Annotated in this window: 17 protein-coding genes; 15 read left to right on the forward strand and 2 right to left on the reverse strand. The window is 35.9% G+C overall.

Annotated features, from left to right (window positions below; translation table 11 throughout):
• Positions 1-35: 35 nt before the first annotated feature.
• The 11 genes from miaB to glnA all read left to right on the forward strand — a co-directional run bounded on the left by miaB (position 36) and on the right by glnA (position 13,196).
• Positions 36-1,610: a tRNA (N6-isopentenyl adenosine(37)-C2)-methylthiotransferase MiaB gene (miaB, locus tag ABDZ63_RS08385; RefSeq protein WP_343783063.1), complete on the forward strand. Its 1,575-nt coding sequence runs from the start codon at positions 36-38 to the stop codon at positions 1,608-1,610.
• Position 1,611: 1 nt separating this feature from the next.
• Positions 1,612-2,022 (forward strand): YlbF/YmcA family competence regulator, encoded by a 411-nt coding sequence (locus ABDZ63_RS08390; RefSeq protein WP_343783065.1) that lies wholly within the window; start codon positions 1,612-1,614, stop codon positions 2,020-2,022.
• Between the two features lie 176 nt (positions 2,023-2,198).
• Positions 2,199-2,729: an outer spore coat protein CotE gene (gene cotE / locus ABDZ63_RS08395; protein ID WP_343783067.1), complete on the forward strand. Its 531-nt coding sequence runs from the start codon at positions 2,199-2,201 to the stop codon at positions 2,727-2,729.
• Between the two features lie 110 nt (positions 2,730-2,839).
• Positions 2,840-5,383, forward strand: coding sequence for a DNA mismatch repair protein MutS (gene mutS, locus ABDZ63_RS08400; protein ID WP_343783069.1), 2,544 nt, complete (start codon positions 2,840-2,842; stop codon positions 5,381-5,383).
• A 12-nt stretch (positions 5,384-5,395) separates the two neighbouring features.
• Positions 5,396-7,240, forward strand: coding sequence for a DNA mismatch repair endonuclease MutL (gene mutL / locus ABDZ63_RS08405; RefSeq protein ID WP_343783071.1), 1,845 nt, complete (start codon positions 5,396-5,398; stop codon positions 7,238-7,240).
• Between the two features lie 15 nt (positions 7,241-7,255).
• The gene (gene miaA / locus ABDZ63_RS08410; protein ID WP_343783073.1) at positions 7,256-8,200 is read left to right on the forward strand and encodes a tRNA (adenosine(37)-N6)-dimethylallyltransferase MiaA; all 945 of its coding nucleotides are present in this window, start codon (positions 7,256-7,258) and stop codon (positions 8,198-8,200) included.
• A 32-nt stretch (positions 8,201-8,232) separates the two neighbouring features.
• The gene (gene hfq, locus ABDZ63_RS08415) at positions 8,233-8,454 is read left to right on the forward strand and encodes an RNA chaperone Hfq (RefSeq protein ID WP_343783075.1); all 222 of its coding nucleotides are present in this window, start codon (positions 8,233-8,235) and stop codon (positions 8,452-8,454) included.
• A 150-nt stretch (positions 8,455-8,604) separates the two neighbouring features.
• Positions 8,605-9,840 (forward strand): GTPase HflX, encoded by a 1,236-nt coding sequence (hflX, locus tag ABDZ63_RS08420; RefSeq protein WP_343783077.1) that lies wholly within the window; start codon positions 8,605-8,607, stop codon positions 9,838-9,840.
• A gap of 9 nt (positions 9,841-9,849) precedes the next feature.
• On the forward strand, positions 9,850-11,094 hold the full coding sequence (locus tag ABDZ63_RS08425; protein WP_343783079.1) for a methionine gamma-lyase family protein: 1,245 nt from the start codon (positions 9,850-9,852) through the stop codon (positions 11,092-11,094).
• A gap of 334 nt (positions 11,095-11,428) precedes the next feature.
• A complete protein-coding gene (locus tag ABDZ63_RS08430) occupies positions 11,429-11,833 on the forward strand; it encodes a MerR family transcriptional regulator (protein WP_343783081.1) in 405 nt (134 codons plus the stop codon).
• A gap of 28 nt (positions 11,834-11,861) precedes the next feature.
• Complete coding sequence (glnA, locus tag ABDZ63_RS08435) at positions 11,862-13,196, forward strand: type I glutamate--ammonia ligase (RefSeq protein WP_425541962.1); 1,335 nt, start codon at positions 11,862-11,864, stop codon at positions 13,194-13,196.
• A 196-nt stretch (positions 13,197-13,392) separates the two neighbouring features.
• Here glnA and ABDZ63_RS08440 read toward each other — a convergent pair whose 3' ends face one another.
• Together ABDZ63_RS08440 and ABDZ63_RS08445 are read right to left on the reverse strand one after the other, a co-directional pair.
• Positions 13,393-14,142, reverse strand: coding sequence for a 3'-5' exonuclease (locus ABDZ63_RS08440; RefSeq protein WP_343783083.1), 750 nt, complete (start codon positions 14,140-14,142; stop codon positions 13,393-13,395).
• 142 nt (positions 14,143-14,284) lie between these two features.
• Positions 14,285-14,605, reverse strand: coding sequence for a hypothetical protein (locus ABDZ63_RS08445; RefSeq protein WP_343783197.1), 321 nt, complete (start codon positions 14,603-14,605; stop codon positions 14,285-14,287).
• A 175-nt stretch (positions 14,606-14,780) separates the two neighbouring features.
• Between ABDZ63_RS08445 and ABDZ63_RS08450 the strand changes: the two genes are divergently transcribed.
• From ABDZ63_RS08450 to ABDZ63_RS08465, 4 genes are all read left to right on the forward strand, one after another.
• Positions 14,781-15,158 carry a BRO-N domain-containing protein gene (locus tag ABDZ63_RS08450; protein ID WP_343783085.1) on the forward strand — a complete coding sequence of 126 codons (378 nt, stop codon included), beginning with the start codon at positions 14,781-14,783 and terminating at the stop codon, positions 15,156-15,158.
• Positions 15,159-15,201: 43 nt separating this feature from the next.
• Positions 15,202-15,363 (forward strand): hypothetical protein, encoded by a 162-nt coding sequence (locus ABDZ63_RS08455; RefSeq protein ID WP_343783087.1) that lies wholly within the window; start codon positions 15,202-15,204, stop codon positions 15,361-15,363.
• An 8-nt stretch (positions 15,364-15,371) separates the two neighbouring features.
• Positions 15,372-15,521: a hypothetical protein gene (locus ABDZ63_RS08460; protein ID WP_343783089.1), complete on the forward strand. Its 150-nt coding sequence runs from the start codon at positions 15,372-15,374 to the stop codon at positions 15,519-15,521.
• Positions 15,522-15,794: 273 nt separating this feature from the next.
• Positions 15,795-16,586, forward strand: a complete 792-nt coding sequence (locus ABDZ63_RS08465; protein ID WP_343783091.1) for an N-acetylmuramoyl-L-alanine amidase — start codon at positions 15,795-15,797, stop codon at positions 16,584-16,586.
• Positions 16,587-16,676 lie beyond the last annotated feature (90 nt).

The raw sequence follows: 16,676 nt of genomic DNA on the forward strand, positions 1-16,676 counted from the left end.
TCGTATATTTGAGACCTAAGGAAAGGAGCTTTGTCATGAACGAAGAGCAAAAGAAAGAGCAAAATCAAATAAAACAATCTAATCCATCGGACATAAAATCCGATACGGATAATTTAACACGCCTAAAAGACAAAACGTCAGACGACTTTGTGAAATATTTTGAAGCAACGTATGAACCACCTAACCTTAGAAAAGCACAAAAACGTGGTAAACAAGAAGTTAAATACCATGATGACTTCAAAATTGAGGAACAGTTTAAAGGGATTGGTGTAGGTAAAAAATATTTAATTCGTACGTACGGATGTCAAATGAATGAACATGATACAGAAGTCATGTCTGGATTACTAGAAGAGATGGGATATGAAGCAACAACAGATACTAAAGAGGCAGATTTTATTTTGCTTAACACTTGTGCGATTCGCGAAAACGCAGAAAATAAAGTGTTTGGTGAAATTGGTCACTTAAAACCGTTAAAAGTGGAGAATCCTGACTTAATCATTGGTGTTTGTGGTTGTATGTCTCAAGAAGAGGCTGTTGTTAACCGTATTTTAGAAAAGCATCATCAAGTTGATTTAATCTTTGGAACGCATAATATTCATCGCCTACCTCAATTAGTACAAAACGCACACTTAAGTAAAGAGCGTGTTGTTGAAGTATGGTCTAAAGAAGGAGACGTTATTGAAAACCTTCCAAAGCGCCGTCAAGGTAAAATCAAAGCTTGGGTTAACATTATGTACGGATGCGACAAGTTCTGTACTTACTGTATTGTTCCATATACACGTGGTAAAGAGCGCAGCCGCCTTCCAGAAGATATTATCCAAGAAGTTCGTCATTTAGCAGCACAAGGCTATAAAGAAGTGACATTATTAGGTCAAAATGTTAACGCTTATGGTAAAGATTTAGAAGGTATTGATTATGGTCTTGGTGATTTAATGGACGAAATCCGTAAAATTGACATTCCACGAGTACGTTTTACGACTTCACATCCTAGAGACTTTGATGATCGCTTAATCGAAGTTTTAGCAAAAGGTGGCAACTTAATGCCATACATTCACTTACCCGTTCAATCAGGTAATTCAAATGTATTGAAGTTAATGGGGCGTAAGTATACGCGTGAGCAATATTTAGAATTAGTACGAAAAATTAATGAAGCTATTCCACATGCTTCATTCTCAACCGACATTATAGTTGGTTTCCCAAATGAAACAGAAGAGCAATTTGAAGATACATTATCGTTATACGATGAGGTAGGATTCGAGGGTGCCTATACATTTATTTTCTCACCAAGAGATGGTACGCCAGCAGCGAAATTTAACGACAAAATTTCAATGGATGAGAAAAAGGAACGTTTACAACGGTTAAACCAAAAAGTAAATGCATACTCTAAAGCAGCAATGAAGAAGTACGAAGGTGAGACTGTTAAGGTACTAGTAGAAGGCGAAAGTAAAAATAATCCTGAAGTATTAGCTGGTTATACTGAACACAGTAAATTAGTTAACTTTATCGGACCAAAGTCAGCAGTTGGTCAAATTGTTGATGTGAAAATAACAGAAGCTAAAACATGGACGTTAGATGGCGTCATGGTTGAAGAGTCAGTTGAGGTGAGTTAATATGGAAAATTATACAAGACAAGAAGTCATTAAAGAAGCAAATGAGTTAGCGCAAAAGCTTGCAAACATTGAAGAGATTGATCGTTTTAAACAATTAGAAGTGAAAATTAATCAAAGTAATAAAGTTCAAAGCTATATTAAGAAGATCAAAGCTTTACAAAAGCAGGCAGTTAATTTACAGCACTATGATAAGCATGAGGCACAAAAACGTGTTGAAGAAGAATTAGACCGCTTACAGCAAGAATTAGATGAAATTCCAATCGTTCAAGAATTCAAAGACTCTCAAATCGTTGTTAATGACATTTTACAACGTGTCACTCAAACGATCGCAGAAGAAGTCACAAACGAAATAATTCGTGCAACAGGCGGAAATGTTCTAAAAGGTGAAACAGGTAAAGAATTAAAAGAATAACATCAATTAAAAGCGTTCTTCAAAATGAAGGACGCTTTTATCGTTCCTGCCATATGAACGTTTTTATAGGCATCAGCATATGAATGAGTATACATCTATTAAGCTATAGATTTGAATCACAATAAATGCCTAACTGCCATAATATACAGTGGCTAATTAAAGAGGAGGAAAGTTATATGGCGGGTCGAGATTATCGTGAAATAATTACGAAAGCAGTTTGTGGTAAGGGTAAGAAGTTCACAGAAACCTCTCACACTGTTTCACCTAACTATAAACCGACAAGTATACTAGGTTGTTGGATTATTAATCATCAATATCAAGCAAAAAAGCGCGATCATGTTGTTGAAGTTTCAGGTGCATATGACATTAATGTATGGTATTCCTATGCAGACAACACTAAAACAGAAGTGATTACAGAGCGAAAACAATACGTTGATAAAGTGCCTATTGCTATGAAAGATAATAAGTGCTTATCAACTAAATTTGATGTAGTCGCAAGATCAACACAACAGCCGAACACGTTAGAGTGTGTGATTGATGAAGCGAATAAAAACATTAAAGTAGAACTTGAGCGTGAATTTGTTGTAGACTTAATTGGTGAAACAAAGGTTTGGGCCAAAATTGAACCAGATGGCTTCGATGAGGATGAAGTTGATTTAGATGAATTAGAATCTGAATTAGCCGAAATTGAAATTGATCGTGAATAATGTGATATGCGATAACCATACAGCTTTTTTCAGCTGTATGGTTATATTAATTGATTAGACAATCTATGCTATAATGGCGATTAGAGATTGACTATTGGGGGATACATAACATGGCTAAATATACGCCGATGATTGAACAATATTTAAAAATAAAAGATGCAAACAAAGATGCTTTTCTGTTCTTTCGATTAGGTGACTTTTATGAGTTGTTTTTTGATGATGCTCTAAAAGCAGCTAAAGTATTGGAGATCACATTGACACAAAGAGATGCCGGGGGAGAAAAAATCCCTATGTGTGGTGTTCCTTTCCATTCAGCTGAAAACTATATCAAAACATTAATCGATAAAGGCTACAAAGTGGCAATATGTGAACAAGTAGAGGACCCACAAGCTTCAAAAGGTGTTGTAAAACGTGAAGTTGTCCAGATCGTAACACCTGGAACAATTATGGAAGGCAATATGTTAGATGAAGCACAAAACAACTTTATCGCTTCAATTACAGCTTATACAGATTATTATGTTATAGCATACATTGATTTATCAACGGGTGAATGCTTTGTTAGTTCAATCAATAGTTTTAAAGATGTGTTGAGTGAATTATATAATCGCCCGGTGAAAGAAGTCGTCATACCTTCAAATTTTTCTAAAGAAGATGAACAGTCAACGGTGGCTTATCTTAATGTCACGATTTCATATCAAGATACGTTTGACATTCCAGAGGAGTTTCATTACCTAATCGATGATCTAAACGATTCGAAATTGGCTGAAGCATTCGGACGCTTATTTCAGTATATTTATCATTCACAAAAGCGCTTTTTAACTCATCTACAACAAGTTGAATATGTTCCTGTTGAACAATATATGAAGCTTGATTTATATTCAAAGCGGAATTTGGAGTTAATGGAATCGATTCGTGATCAAAGTCAAAAAGGTACTTTATTATCAGTTTTAGATCAAACCACGACTGCAATGGGTGCAAGACGTTTAAAAAAGTGGCTTGACCGCCCATTGCTATCAAAAGCTACGATTGACAAGCGTCACGATCAAGTTCAAACTTTCCTAGATTACTTTTTTGAACGAGGGGAATTACGAGAGTATTTAAAACAAGTGTATGATTTAGAACGCTTGGCTGGAAGAGTTTCATACGGGAATGTGAATGCTAGAGATTTACTTCAGTTGAAGAAATCACTAGGTGCTGTTCCCCATTTAAAACAAGTACTAAGTCAATTTGATTCTGATTTGATTACACAACTATTAGGTGACATTGATGTTTATCGTGACATTTATGACCTATTAGACCAAAGCATTCATGATGAACCCCCAATTTCCATTACTGAGGGGGATATTATTATAGATGGTTATGACTCAAAGCTTGATGAGTATCGTGAAGCCTCAAGGAATGGTAAAGCATGGGTAGCACAACTTGAGGCAAAAGAGAGAGAAAATACTGGGATAAAGTCATTAAAAGTTGGTTTTAATAAAGTGTTCGGTTACTACATTGAAGTAACAAAAGCTAATCTTCCACAAGTTGATTTAGATCGGTTTGAACGAAAACAAACATTAGCTAATGCTGAGCGTTTTATAACCCCTGAGTTGAAAGAAAAAGAGCGTTTAATTTTAGAAGCTAAAGATAAGAGTGTTGCTTTAGAGTATGAATTATTTGTTGGCATTCGTGAACAAATGAAACAATATATCCCGCTATTACAAAAGTTAGCTGAACAAGTAAGTGAAATCGACGTACTCGTTAGCTTTGCGAATGTCAGTGAGGAAAATAACTACGTAAAGCCCACCTTAAATGAAAACTATACTTTAGATGTCCAAGAAGGAAGACATCCAGTTGTAGAGCAAGTCATGCAAGAGGAGTTCGTTCCAAATAACTTTAAAATGAAATCAGATACGAGTATTTTACTTATTACGGGTCCGAACATGGCGGGTAAAAGCACATACATGCGCCAACTCGGTTTAATGGCGGTTATGGCTCAGATTGGTTGTTTTATTCCGGCTACACAAGCTGAGTTACCTGTCTTTGATCAAATTTTTACACGTATCGGTGCAGCTGATGACCTTGTTTCAGGTCAAAGTACGTTTATGGTTGAAATGTTAGAAGCGCAACATGCTGTCAGTCACGCAACGGAAAATAGTTTAATATTATTCGATGAGATTGGTAGAGGTACAAGCACTTACGACGGAATGGCTCTAGCTCAATCAATTGTCGAACATTTACATGACCAAGTAGGGGCTAAAACGTTATTTGCTACACACTATCATGAATTAACCTCTTTAGAAGAATCATTAGAGCAATTGCAAAATGTTCATGTCGAGGTTGTTGAACAAGATGGAGAAGTCGTCTTTTTACACCACATTAAACCTGGTAAAGCTGATAAAAGTTATGGTGTTCATGTTGCCAAGTTAGCTGATTTACCTAATGAAATTATTGAGAGGGCTCATTACTTACTAGAAACATATGAAAGTACACAGTCTATTAAAGATGAATACGTCAAAGAACAACAGTTAACATTGTTTAAAGAACAATCAGAAGCACCTGCAACTAAAGAGGTTGAAGTAGCCAAAACTTTACGCGATTTAAACCTTTTGAATATGACACCGATGGATGCTATGAATAAATTGTATGAACTACAAAAGAAACTGAACTAAAGGAGGACGCTTATGGGGAAGATTATTGAATTACCAGAATCCTTATCAAATAAAATTGCTGCAGGAGAAGTAGTCGAAAGGCCTGCATCTGTTATAAAAGAGTTAATAGAAAATAGTATTGATGCTAATAGTACATGGATTAAAGTTGAACTTAAAGAAGCAGGTCTTCGTTCAATTAAAGTCATTGATAATGGAGACGGAATCAACAACGAAGATGCCCCAAAAGCTTTCGGCCGTCATGCAACGAGTAAGATTTCTAATGAACAAGATTTATTTCGTGTCCATTCATTAGGTTTTAGAGGAGAAGCGTTAGCCAGTATCGCCTCTGTAAGCCAACTAACATTAAGAACTTCTACAGGTGAGAGTGCTGGTGCAGAAATTATAATTCATGGTGGTTCGCTAGTTGAGCATAACAAGCATACAAAGCGTAAGGGTACGGAAATAGTGGTTGAGAACTTATTTTTCAATACACCTGCAAGATTAAAATATTTAAAGACTGTTCATACAGAGCTTGGTCATTTAACTGATGTGATCAATCGTATGGCTCTATCACATCCTGATATTCGCTTTGAATGTGAACATAATAAGAAAAAGATCTTTTTCACACCTGGTGATGGTCAACTTCTACATGCAGTCCAACAAATTTATGGAAATCATATCGCTAAAAATATGTTAGAGGTCAATACAAGCTCTCTAGATTACAAGGTTAAAGGCTATATCGGAAAACCTGAAATAACACGGTCAAACCGCAATTATATCTCTTTAATTGTGAATGGTCGCTTTGTCAAAAACTATATGATTAATAAAGCAATTTTAGATGGATACCACACATTTTTACCGATCGGACGTTATCCGATTATCGCCCTACAGATCGAAATGGATCCATATTTAGTTGATGTAAACGTGCACCCAGCTAAAACAGAAGTCAGATTTAGTAAGGAAAAAGAATTATTTGATGTCATTAAACAAGCCGTCTATGAAGTCCTGCACCACGAAAGATTGATTCCATCTGGTACGAAGAAAGATAAGCCAAAATCTGAACAAACAAAACTTGATTTTACATCAGCAACTAAAAAAGAAAATGAATTCATACCGGCTCATTCAAAATCAGTAACTAAACCTGTTTTTAAAGAAACGGCTTCAGTTGTGCGAGAAGAAGTGAAAGAGGAGGGGGCAATTCATCAAGAAACACCCATCAATACCAGTGACTTAGAAAGTATAGAGTATGAACCTGAAATAAATGAAGAGAAAGTAAGTGAACCAACATCAGAAGAGAGAATGCCTTTTCTAAGTCCGATTGGCCAATTACATGGGACATATATTTTAGCTCAAAACGAAAAAGGGTTATATATGATCGATCAACATGCGGCGCAAGAGCGTATTAAATACGAGTTATACAAAAAGAAACTTGGAAACCCAATTAAAGAAGTGCAAGAATTATCAATCCCACTCACTTTTGAATTTACTCAACAAGAAGTGATTACGATTGAAGAGAACCAGGAACAATTTGAAAAAGTAGGTTTATTTTTAGAACATTTTGGTGATAATAGCTTTTTAGTTCGATCTTATCCGAGTTGGTTTCCGAATGGTGAAGAAGAATCGATCATAAGAGATATGGTAGAAGAATTAATAAATGGTAAAATAATTGATCTTGAAAAAATCCGTGAAGAAGCGGCAATCCTAATGTCATGTAAACGTTCAATTAAAGCAAATCATTATTTAAACCATCAAGAGATGTCATATTTAATTGATGAATTAAGAACGTGCCATGACCCATTTACGTGCCCACATGGAAGACCCATTGTTGTCCATTTTAGTGAATACGAATTACAAAAAATGTTTAAACGAATTATGTAAAGCGAGGAGATGGTCTTGAAACCAACCTTAGTGAGTGTTGTTGGTCCTACAGCAGTCGGGAAAACCAAACTAGGTATAGAGATTAGTAAACGGTTTAGTGGTGAAGTAATTAACGGTGATTCTATGCAGGTCTATGAACACTTTGACATAGGTTCAGCAAAAGTTACAGAAGAAGAAGCTGAAGGTGTACCACATCATTTAATCGACCTTTTATCACCGCTTGATCGTTATTCAGCTGCTAGATTTAAAGAAGATCTAGCTCAACAAGTAGAGAGAATCACAAGTAGAGGAAACCTACCTGTACTAGTTGGAGGTACAGGGTTTTATATTCAGTCAGCTATATATAATTTTAACTTTTCAAGTGCCAAACGCGATGATGACTTTGTAAAAAAAGCTATAGAAGATATTGAAGTAAATGGTGTAGAATCTTATTATAGCAAGCTTCAACAAGTCGACCCTAAGCAAGCAAACAAGATCCACCCTAATAATATTAGAAGGGTCGTTAGAGCTTTAGAAGTTTATGAACGAACTAAAACGCCAATGTCTGAATATGAAGCAAGTCAATCAAGTGAATCTCCTTACTCTCCATTTATCATAGCTCTTGATATGAAACGCGATGTGCTTTATGATCGTATTAATAAGCGAGTTGACCAAATGTTGGAAGAAGGTTTGTTAGATGAAGTAAATAAGCTTTATCTAACTTACGGTGCATCATCACAAGCAATGCAAGGGATTGGTTATAAGGAATGGATTCCATACTTAAATAACGAGCTATCTTTTGATCAGGCAGTGGAACAAATCAAGCAAAACACTAGGAAATTCGCGAAAAGGCAATTAACCTATTATCGCAATAAATTCCAAGGTGTTCATTGGTACATGATTGACCCTGATGATTATTTTGAAACTTTTGAAACAATTTTCTCAGATTTAGCAGGATTTTTAGAAAATACAAACGAATAGTTATAGTATTAGATAGATAGAGGAGGATTTGTATGGCGAATTCAGCAAATGTACAAGATGCCTATTTAAACAAATTAAGAAAAGAGAAAGTTCAATTAACTGTGTTTCTTACTAATGGGTTCCAATTAAGAGGGATTATCAAGTCTTTTGATAATTTTACGATCTTAATTGAAACAGAAGGTCGCCAGCAATTGATCTTTAAGCATGCGATTTCAACTTTTGCACCTGTCAAAAATATTGATTTGGATTCATAGTCACTTATTATAATTATTTAAGCCTATCACAATAAGAGGTGATAGGCTTATTTAATTTGTTCATTCCTTTAAGTTGACTTCATTAAATTTTTAGTCAACAATAACACTACATATCACCATTAATTTACAAATTTATAAAGGAGCGACTTCATGAAAGAACAAGCTATATTAGTCGGATGCCATCAAGGTGGGCAAGACGATTTTACATTTGAATCTTCAATTGAAGAATTACAATCACTTGCTTTAACTGTAGATGTAGATGTGAATGAGATATTTGTTCAAAAGCGGGATAAAGTCCATTCTTCACTTTATATCGGGAAAGGTAAAGTAGAAGAAATTAAAGAATATATTGATCATCATGATATAAGTGTAGCGATTATGAATCATGAATTATCACCATCTCAAGCGCGAAACTTAGAAGAACACTGGGATGTTAAAGTATTAGATCGAACCCAGCTCATTCTCGATATCTTTGCGATGCGCGCAAGTACGAAAGAAGGTAAGTTACAAGTAGAATTAGCACAATTGCAATATTTATTACCAAGATTACACGGACAAGGTCTGGCCCTTTCAAGGCTTGGTGGTGGAATTGGTACTCGTGGTCCTGGTGAAACGAAACTTGAAACAGACCAACGCCACATTAGACGACGCATTACTGAGATAAAACGTTCATTAGACCAAGTTGTCAAACAGCGTAATCAATATCGTGAACGTCGGAAAAAGAATGCAGCTTTTCAAATTTCAATTGTAGGTTATACCAATGCTGGAAAATCGACAATCTTTAACTATTTGAGTAATACACAATCATTAGCTGAGGATAAGCTGTTTGCAACATTGGATCCTATGACACGTAAAATTACGCTACCTAGTGGATTTCAACCTTTAATTTCAGACACGGTTGGATTTATTCAAGAACTACCGACAACATTGATTGCTGCATTCCGTTCAACTTTAGAAGAGGTTGTAGAAGCGGATTTTATTTTGCATGTTGTTGATGCATTAAATGAGCAATCTGTTGAACAAGAGAAAACAGTATATAAAATCCTGGATGAACTTGGTGCTGTAGACATTCCGACTTTAACCGTTTATAACAAATCTGATTTATTAACTGATGAAGTTATTCCTTATTCAACACCACATATTTTTATGAGCGCTTTAAGAGAATTAGATTATACACGCCTACAAGATTCTATAGAACAATCACTAAAGTCAGAATGGGAACCTTATGATATTAGATTATCAAGTGATGAGGGAAAACTTATTAACCAATTAAAACAAGATACGATCTTAGTAGAAGAACAATTTATTGAAGAAGAAGAGCTGTATTTAGTAAAGGGGTATGTATCAGAACACTCCCCATTCTACTTAAGATTAACTAAAAGGTGAGGGAACAACATGGAGCAACAACAACTAAACATGATTCATGAGACAGAAAAAGAATTAGAAACACGCTTTAAACAAATTCTGGACTTAGTGATGATTAATCAAAATAAAGTGTTAAAATCCTTTCAAAATCAACAAATAAGCGATGTTCACTTTAGTCCGACTACTGGTTATGGTTACGATGATCTAGGTCGCGAAAAGCTTGAAGCTTTATATGCTGATGTTTTTAATACAGAAGACGCTTTAGTCAGACCACAAATTGTATCAGGTACGCATGCAATCTCAACAGCCTTGTTTGGTTTACTAAGACCTAACGATCAGCTATTGAGTATTACAGGAACACCCTATGATACATTGGAAAGTGTGATTGGCTTTAAAGAACATGTTGATGGCTCATTGGTTGACTTTGGTGTTTCTTATGATGAGGCTGATTTGAATGATGAAGGTCATATTCAATATCAAGAAATTGAAAATAAGATAAATGAAAGCACTAAAGTTATTGCAATCCAACGATCTAAAGGATATGCTAATCGCCCTTCTTTTACCGTTAATGAAATTAAAGAAATGATTGAATTCGTTAAATCAATCAAACCTGATGTAACGGTTTTTGTTGATAATTGCTATGGTGAATTTGTTGAGTCATTAGAGCCTACTGATGTTGGTTGTGATGTTATGGCTGGTTCTTTAATTAAGAATCCTGGTGCTGGTATTGTCAGAACTGGTGGCTACATCGTTGGGAAGAAAGATCTAATAGAAAAATGCGCCAATCGTTTAACAGCACCTGGATTAGGCAAGGAAACCGGTGCAACATTAAATAGCTTACAAGAAATGTTTCAAGGCTTATTTTTAGCTCCTCATACAGTGGGAGAAGCATTAAAAGGCTCTTACTTTACCGCAACATTATTATGTAAACTTGGTTTTCAGACAACACCTTCACCTCGTGAGGAGCGAACAGATTTAATTCAATCGATTACTTTTTCTACAAAAGAGGAGATGGTCCGGTTTGCTCAAATCATCCAACAACAATCACCTGTTAACGCTTATGTAACGCCAGAGCCGAGTTATATGCCAGGTTACGATCATGATGTGATTATGGCAGCAGGTACATTTGTTCAAGGGGCAAGCTTAGAATTAACGGCTGATGGACCAATCAGAGAGCCTTATACGTTATATGTTCAAGGTGGCCTAACTTATGAGCATGTCAAAATTGCGATTGTAGAGGCCTTGGCGTCATTAAAATTAGAAAAATTAGTTTAATAAGCTTAGAGGTTGGGGCAAAAGGATTGATGTGGTGAAAACCCGAACGTTTAGTATTTTACCTTAGTTAACCAGTTACTTAGCGGAATCAAAATGTGTAGGCTCCTGCGGGTGCAAAGGCAAGGGGTCTCACCCGCCGCCTGAGGAAAGCGAAGCATTTTGATGGAGCGATGATTAGAAAATAAAACCCGAACGAAATTATAATTTCGTTCGGGTTTTATGTATTAATGCTTAGTTTTGTCTCAGCTTTTTATTTTATGTTAACTTTCCTTACATCAGTTGACAGCTAACGTTACATACCATATAATTAATGACATATTAGGAGGTGTTGGTTATGACAAATCGCGATCGTAAAGCCTTACCCTTATTTCCGATTAGCGTTGTAACAGAATTAACTGAGTTAACTGCTCGCCAAGTTCGTTACTATGAGGAGAAAGATCTCGTTATGCCTGTCCGATCAAAAGGAAATCGGCGGTTATTTTCCTTTTATGATGTTGATCGTTTATTAGAGATCAAGGAATTAATCGATCAAGGCGTTAACTTAGCCGGCATCAAACAAGTATTAAAAGTCAAAACTGAACAACAAGAGAAGGTATCACATAAAGAAGAAGCTCAAGAAGTAAAAGAAGACTTATCAGAAAAACAACTTCACAAAATGCTTCGACGCGAACTGATGGAATCAGGTTACTTAAACAGCTCATCTATCGTTAAAGGAGAGCTTTCAAGGTTCTACCATTAATGATCATAAATTTTTAGGAGGAATTATTTTGCCAAAGTTCACTAAAGAAGAAATTTACAAACGTATTGAGGAAGAAAATGTTAGATTCATCCGACTACAGTTTACCGATCTTTTAGGAACAATCAAAAACGTTGAAATCCCACTTAGCCAGCTCAATAAAGCATTAGATAACCAAATGATGTTTGATGGTTCTTCAATTGAAGGGTTCGTTCGTATTGAAGAATCTGATATGTTATTACACCCAGACCTAGAGTCATTTGTAGTGTTTCCATGGACTTCAGAAAAAGGTAAAGTAGCCCGTTTTATTTGTGATATTTACAATCCAGATGGAACACCATTTGAAGGGTGCCCTCGTTATAACTTGAAGCGTAACTTAGAGCGAATGGAGAAGTTAGGCTTTACTGACTTTAACATCGGAACAGAACCTGAGTTTTTCTTATTCAAGTTAGATGAGCGTGGCGAACCAACTATGGAGCTCAATGATAAAGGTGGCTATTTTGACCTAGCTCCAACAGACCTAGGTGAGAATTGCCGCCGCGACATTGTATTAGAATTAGAGGAAATGGGCTTTGAAATCGAAGCATCTCACCACGAAGTAGCACCTGGTCAGCATGAGATTGACTTTAAATATTCTGATGCCATTAAGCATTGTGATGATATTCAAACTTTCAAACTTGTCGTAAAAACGATTGCCCGTAAACACGGCTTACACGCAACGTTCATGCCAAAGCCATTATTCGGCGTAAACGGTTCTGGAATGCACGCTAATATGTCATTATTCTCAAATGGTGTTAATGCATTCTTTGATGAAAAAGCCGATGAACAATTAAGTGAAGTAGCACATCAGTTTACAGCTGGTATTATTAAGCATGCTGTGAATTTCACAGCCGTAACAAACCCAACTGTTAACTCATATAAACGTTTAGTTCCTGGTTATGAAGCGCCTTGTTATGTCGCTTGGTCTGGTCAAAACCGTAGCCCATTAGTACGTGTCCCTTCTTCAAGAGGATTAAGTACACGTATTGAGGTGCGCAGTGTTGACCCAGCAGCTAACCCATACATGGCAATGTCTGTCATGCTTGCTGCTGGACTAGATGGAATTGAGAATGAATTAACCGCTCCAGAACCAGTTGATCGTAATATTTATGTCATGGACAAAGAAGAACGTGAAGCAAATGGCGTCCAAGACTTACCAGCAACTTTATATGATGCATTACAACACCTTAAAAAAGATGACGTGATTAAAGAAGCATTAGGTGAACACTTATTAGAACACTTCCTAGAAGCAAAAGAAATCGAATGGGACATGTTCAGAACGCAAGTACACCCGTGGGAGCGCGAGCAGTATTTAAGCTCTTATTAAAATGTTTAACCCCTTGAACCTCAATGGTTTAAGGGGTTTTGTGATTTATTGATAACCTCTCAAAATTAATGGCTCTACAATATTTGTTGGGGTAGAGACACATTTTAATTTTTTCGTAATAGGGTCGTGATACCTTATCCGATACTCCCATTTACCATTGTGTTTTCGGTAGTTTATAGCCATTAATCAAACCTCCTTAATTTGTTACTAAAGATTTCTCGTAACAGTGCTTGTACAGCGCTCCTGTCACATAGCAATCATCAAGAGCATTGTGAGAGTCGTAGTGATTTAAGTCGAGATAACTTTTTAATGTTTCTAGTTTATGGTTTTCAGAATCGAGGATATTTTTCCGTGCTAATGATAAAGTGCAAATGACACGAAAACGTTTATAGTCCATGTTATGTAAGTTCATGTTGTGAAGTAAAAATTTCATATCGAAAGGTGCATTATGGGCTATGACTGTATCATTACCAATGAATGAAACTAATTCAGGCAACACTTCTTCTATTAACGGGGCGTCTTTTACATCGTCGTCAGTTAAACCTGTTATCTTTTTAATCCGTGGTGATAATTTCTTTTGTGGGTTGACGTTCGTGGTGTATCGGTCGGTTATTTCATGATTACGGTATTTGACCGCCGCAACTTGGATGACTTTTGCCTCTTTTGCTTTAAAGCCAGATGTTTCAAAGTCTAGTACTGTGTAATCTTCCGATAGCTTCCTCGCTTTGGTGTATTTTAAATGCTCTGGTTTTTCATTAGCTCTATGTCTTTTAGGTTGATGGCGTGTAGTTTCGAATCTAATAGACATTTCAGGGGCTTTTGTTCCTTTGTATGAGTTTCTCTTTTGATTCTCTGCTTCTTTTAACCTCTTCTTTATGAGAGTAAATGCTTTGACAAAACAAAAGATAGAAAAGGCAAATAACAGCAGGATAAAAATAAGTTCCATGACAACTCCTCCTATTTTAGTATTTTCATAAAATCATCTTCTGTAACAATCTCTATGTCCAATCCCTCTGTAGAATATTTCTCTGCTTTTTTCATTTTGCTGCTCTTTTTACCCCCTTTAAACCTTGAGTAATCCTGGACCCCTATAACAAGATAATTCGTGTTTTTGTTACGTTGTTTTCACAACTTCCTCCATGATCAACAACTTTTTGCATCGCACCTCTTCTAACCATAGATTCTAAAGTTCCAGTAAAAACAAAAGAGCTGTTAAAACATAAATGATCCTCATCGAACCCTGATAATTCTGTTGTTATATCTGTAGCGTTTAGGCTTTTACCCCCACTGTGAGCTCGGTGTTTTCGTTTTTTAGAGAATGGCTTATAAGTGTTATCTAACTTCAGTTGACAGATTCGATAATCATGGTTTAACGCTAAAGAATAAATGTCGTCTTGATCATGTAGCATCTTTAGTATCTTATAAAGGGAGGAGTTCATTAAAGTAAGCGTTGATTGAATTTTTCGCCTATCAATACGCTCTTTATCGCCTTTAAAGTAAAGCTTGATTAGATATGTCACTTCCTTCCTAATTATGCAATTCGACAGGAAAGAGGAAATTCCTATAAAGGAGGATAAAAAAACAATGGAACAATTAACAGAAAAAATGTTTAAAGGGGACCAGTTAAGGATTATTGAGAAGGACAGTGAACCTTGGTTCGTTGCCAAAGATGTTTGCAACATACTGGGGTTAACAAAAGTAAATCGATCATTGGAAAGGTTAAGCGACAAACAAAAGGGTCTTCATACTATGAGCACCCCTGGTGGAATGCAAGAAATGAATGTGATCAATGAAGCTGGTCTTTACAAATTAGTATTCACTTCTCGTAAAGAAGAAGCGGCAAAGTTTACAGATTGGATTGCAGAAGATGTGGTTCCATCTATAAGAAAAACAGGATCTTTTAACGGAATTGATAACCTCATATCATGGATCGCATGGTTAAATCATTGGCTTATCAAATGAATTAGAGACGACTAATCAAAAAGTTGACAGCATTACATACATCATGAAGCTTAATCCTAAAGACTGGCGACAAGAAGTTAATAAAATCATTAAGAAGATCACGTTAGAAACAACTGGTAAGGACTTTAAAGATATACGTAATGAAAGCTATAAAGCATTAGAGTCACCTGGTAGATGTGACTTGAACATTCGGTTAAAAATTTGAAGCGGAACATGACTTATGAAGGAGCTTCAAAGAGCAAAGTACAAAAAGCTAACAAAATGGACGTTATTCAATCGGACAAGAGTTTAACTGAAATCTATTTATCTATCATCAAAGAAATGGCGATTAAGTATGATGTGAGCATTGGTGATGCTTCGTGATAACGTAGCAGAACTTCTTCAGTCCAATTTAGGGAGGGGCAATATTACTCATATTTTCCTCCTTTGATTATTAATAGGTTTATAGTAAAAGAAGCGGCTTGCAATGAGGCTAAGCATTCATTTAATCGAGGGAGGTTGATTAATATTCATAAACATCTGGCAAGAGGACAAATATTGAAAAAAGATTATGCTAGTTCAAACGCCAAAACAATTATTCTAGTTTTTGCATTAGCTAATATTGTAGAAAAATAATAGGAAATGGAGAGGTTCATGATGACTAGGATTTATATCGATGCAGGTCATGGTGGTAACGACTCTGGAGCAGTTGGTAATGGGTTAATGGAGAAAGATTTAACACTAGATATCGCTTTAAAAACAAGAGATATTTTAAACAATGAGTATGAAGGTCATGAAATTATGATGTCAAGAACAACAGATGTCACAAAGTCGTTATCTGCTAGAACAAATGAAGCAAATAATTGGGGAGCTGATTATTTCTTATCCATTCACGTTAATGCAGGTGGAGGTACAGGTTTTGAGTCGTTTATTTACAATGGTTCAACCTTACCTGATACACCAAGTTTACGTAATATCCTACACGATACTATTATGATTCATGTAGACTGGTTTGACCGAGGTAAGAAATCAGCAAACTTCCATGTTTTAAGAGAATCGAACACGTCAGCATCATTAACTGAAAATGGATTTATCGACAATGCAGCTGATGCTGAAAAGTTAAAATCAGATGATTATTTGAATCGTATTGCAAGAGGACACGCTGAAGGATTAGCGGAAGCTTTTCATTTAGATAGAAAAGACGGTGGAAATGGTGTATATTACCGTGTTATTGCAGGTTCGTTTACTTCAAGAAGGAATGCTGAAAACTTACTAGATAGTTTAAGTGAATATGGTTACGATGGCTTTATAGGCATATTCACTCATAATGATCAAACTTTTTACCGTGTGATTGTTGGTTCATTCCAAACTAGAGAGAATGCTAAGAATCGTGTAGATGAGCTTAAAGCTGATGGGTTTGATGCTTTTATTGCTGTTTATGAATATTAATTAACAATAGAATATAAAAATATGTGATCATTTGTTCTAAAGGTCTAACGAAATAATGGAACTCTATCCTATAGTCAAAGATTTGGCTTA

It is taken from the genome of Alkalibacillus silvisoli, from assembly GCF_039521975.1.
GTDB classification, from domain to species: Bacteria; Bacillota; Bacilli; order Bacillales; family Alkalibacillaceae; genus Alkalibacillus; species Alkalibacillus silvisoli.

What these genes read in the sequence shown, in the direction of transcription:
- ABDZ63_RS08440 (WP_343783083.1), bottom strand. Translation starts at nt 14,142, where the DNA reads ATGGAACTTATTTTTATCCTGCTGTTATTTGCCTTTTCTATCTTTTGT.
- mutL (WP_343783071.1), top strand. Translation starts at nt 5,396, where the DNA reads ATGGGGAAGATTATTGAATTACCAGAATCCTTATCAAATAAAATTGCT.
- hfq (WP_343783075.1), top strand. Translation starts at nt 8,233, where the DNA reads ATGGCGAATTCAGCAAATGTACAAGATGCCTATTTAAACAAATTAAGA.
- cotE (WP_343783067.1), top strand. Translation starts at nt 2,199, where the DNA reads ATGGCGGGTCGAGATTATCGTGAAATAATTACGAAAGCAGTTTGTGGT.
- miaB (WP_343783063.1), top strand. Translation starts at nt 36, where the DNA reads ATGAACGAAGAGCAAAAGAAAGAGCAAAATCAAATAAAACAATCTAAT.
- mutS (WP_343783069.1), top strand. Translation starts at nt 2,840, where the DNA reads ATGGCTAAATATACGCCGATGATTGAACAATATTTAAAAATAAAAGAT.
- hflX (WP_343783077.1), top strand. Translation starts at nt 8,605, where the DNA reads ATGAAAGAACAAGCTATATTAGTCGGATGCCATCAAGGTGGGCAAGAC.
- ABDZ63_RS08430 (WP_343783081.1), top strand. Translation starts at nt 11,429, where the DNA reads ATGACAAATCGCGATCGTAAAGCCTTACCCTTATTTCCGATTAGCGTT.
- ABDZ63_RS08460 (WP_343783089.1), top strand. Translation starts at nt 15,372, where the DNA reads ATGACTTATGAAGGAGCTTCAAAGAGCAAAGTACAAAAAGCTAACAAA.
- ABDZ63_RS08450 (WP_343783085.1), top strand. Translation starts at nt 14,781, where the DNA reads ATGGAACAATTAACAGAAAAAATGTTTAAAGGGGACCAGTTAAGGATT.
- ABDZ63_RS08455 (WP_343783087.1), top strand. Translation starts at nt 15,202, where the DNA reads ATGAAGCTTAATCCTAAAGACTGGCGACAAGAAGTTAATAAAATCATT.
- ABDZ63_RS08425 (WP_343783079.1), top strand. Translation starts at nt 9,850, where the DNA reads ATGGAGCAACAACAACTAAACATGATTCATGAGACAGAAAAAGAATTA.
- ABDZ63_RS08390 (WP_343783065.1), top strand. Translation starts at nt 1,612, where the DNA reads ATGGAAAATTATACAAGACAAGAAGTCATTAAAGAAGCAAATGAGTTA.
- ABDZ63_RS08465 (WP_343783091.1), top strand. Translation starts at nt 15,795, where the DNA reads ATGACTAGGATTTATATCGATGCAGGTCATGGTGGTAACGACTCTGGA.
- ABDZ63_RS08445 (WP_343783197.1), bottom strand. Translation starts at nt 14,605, where the DNA reads ATGCTACATGATCAAGACGACATTTATTCTTTAGCGTTAAACCATGAT.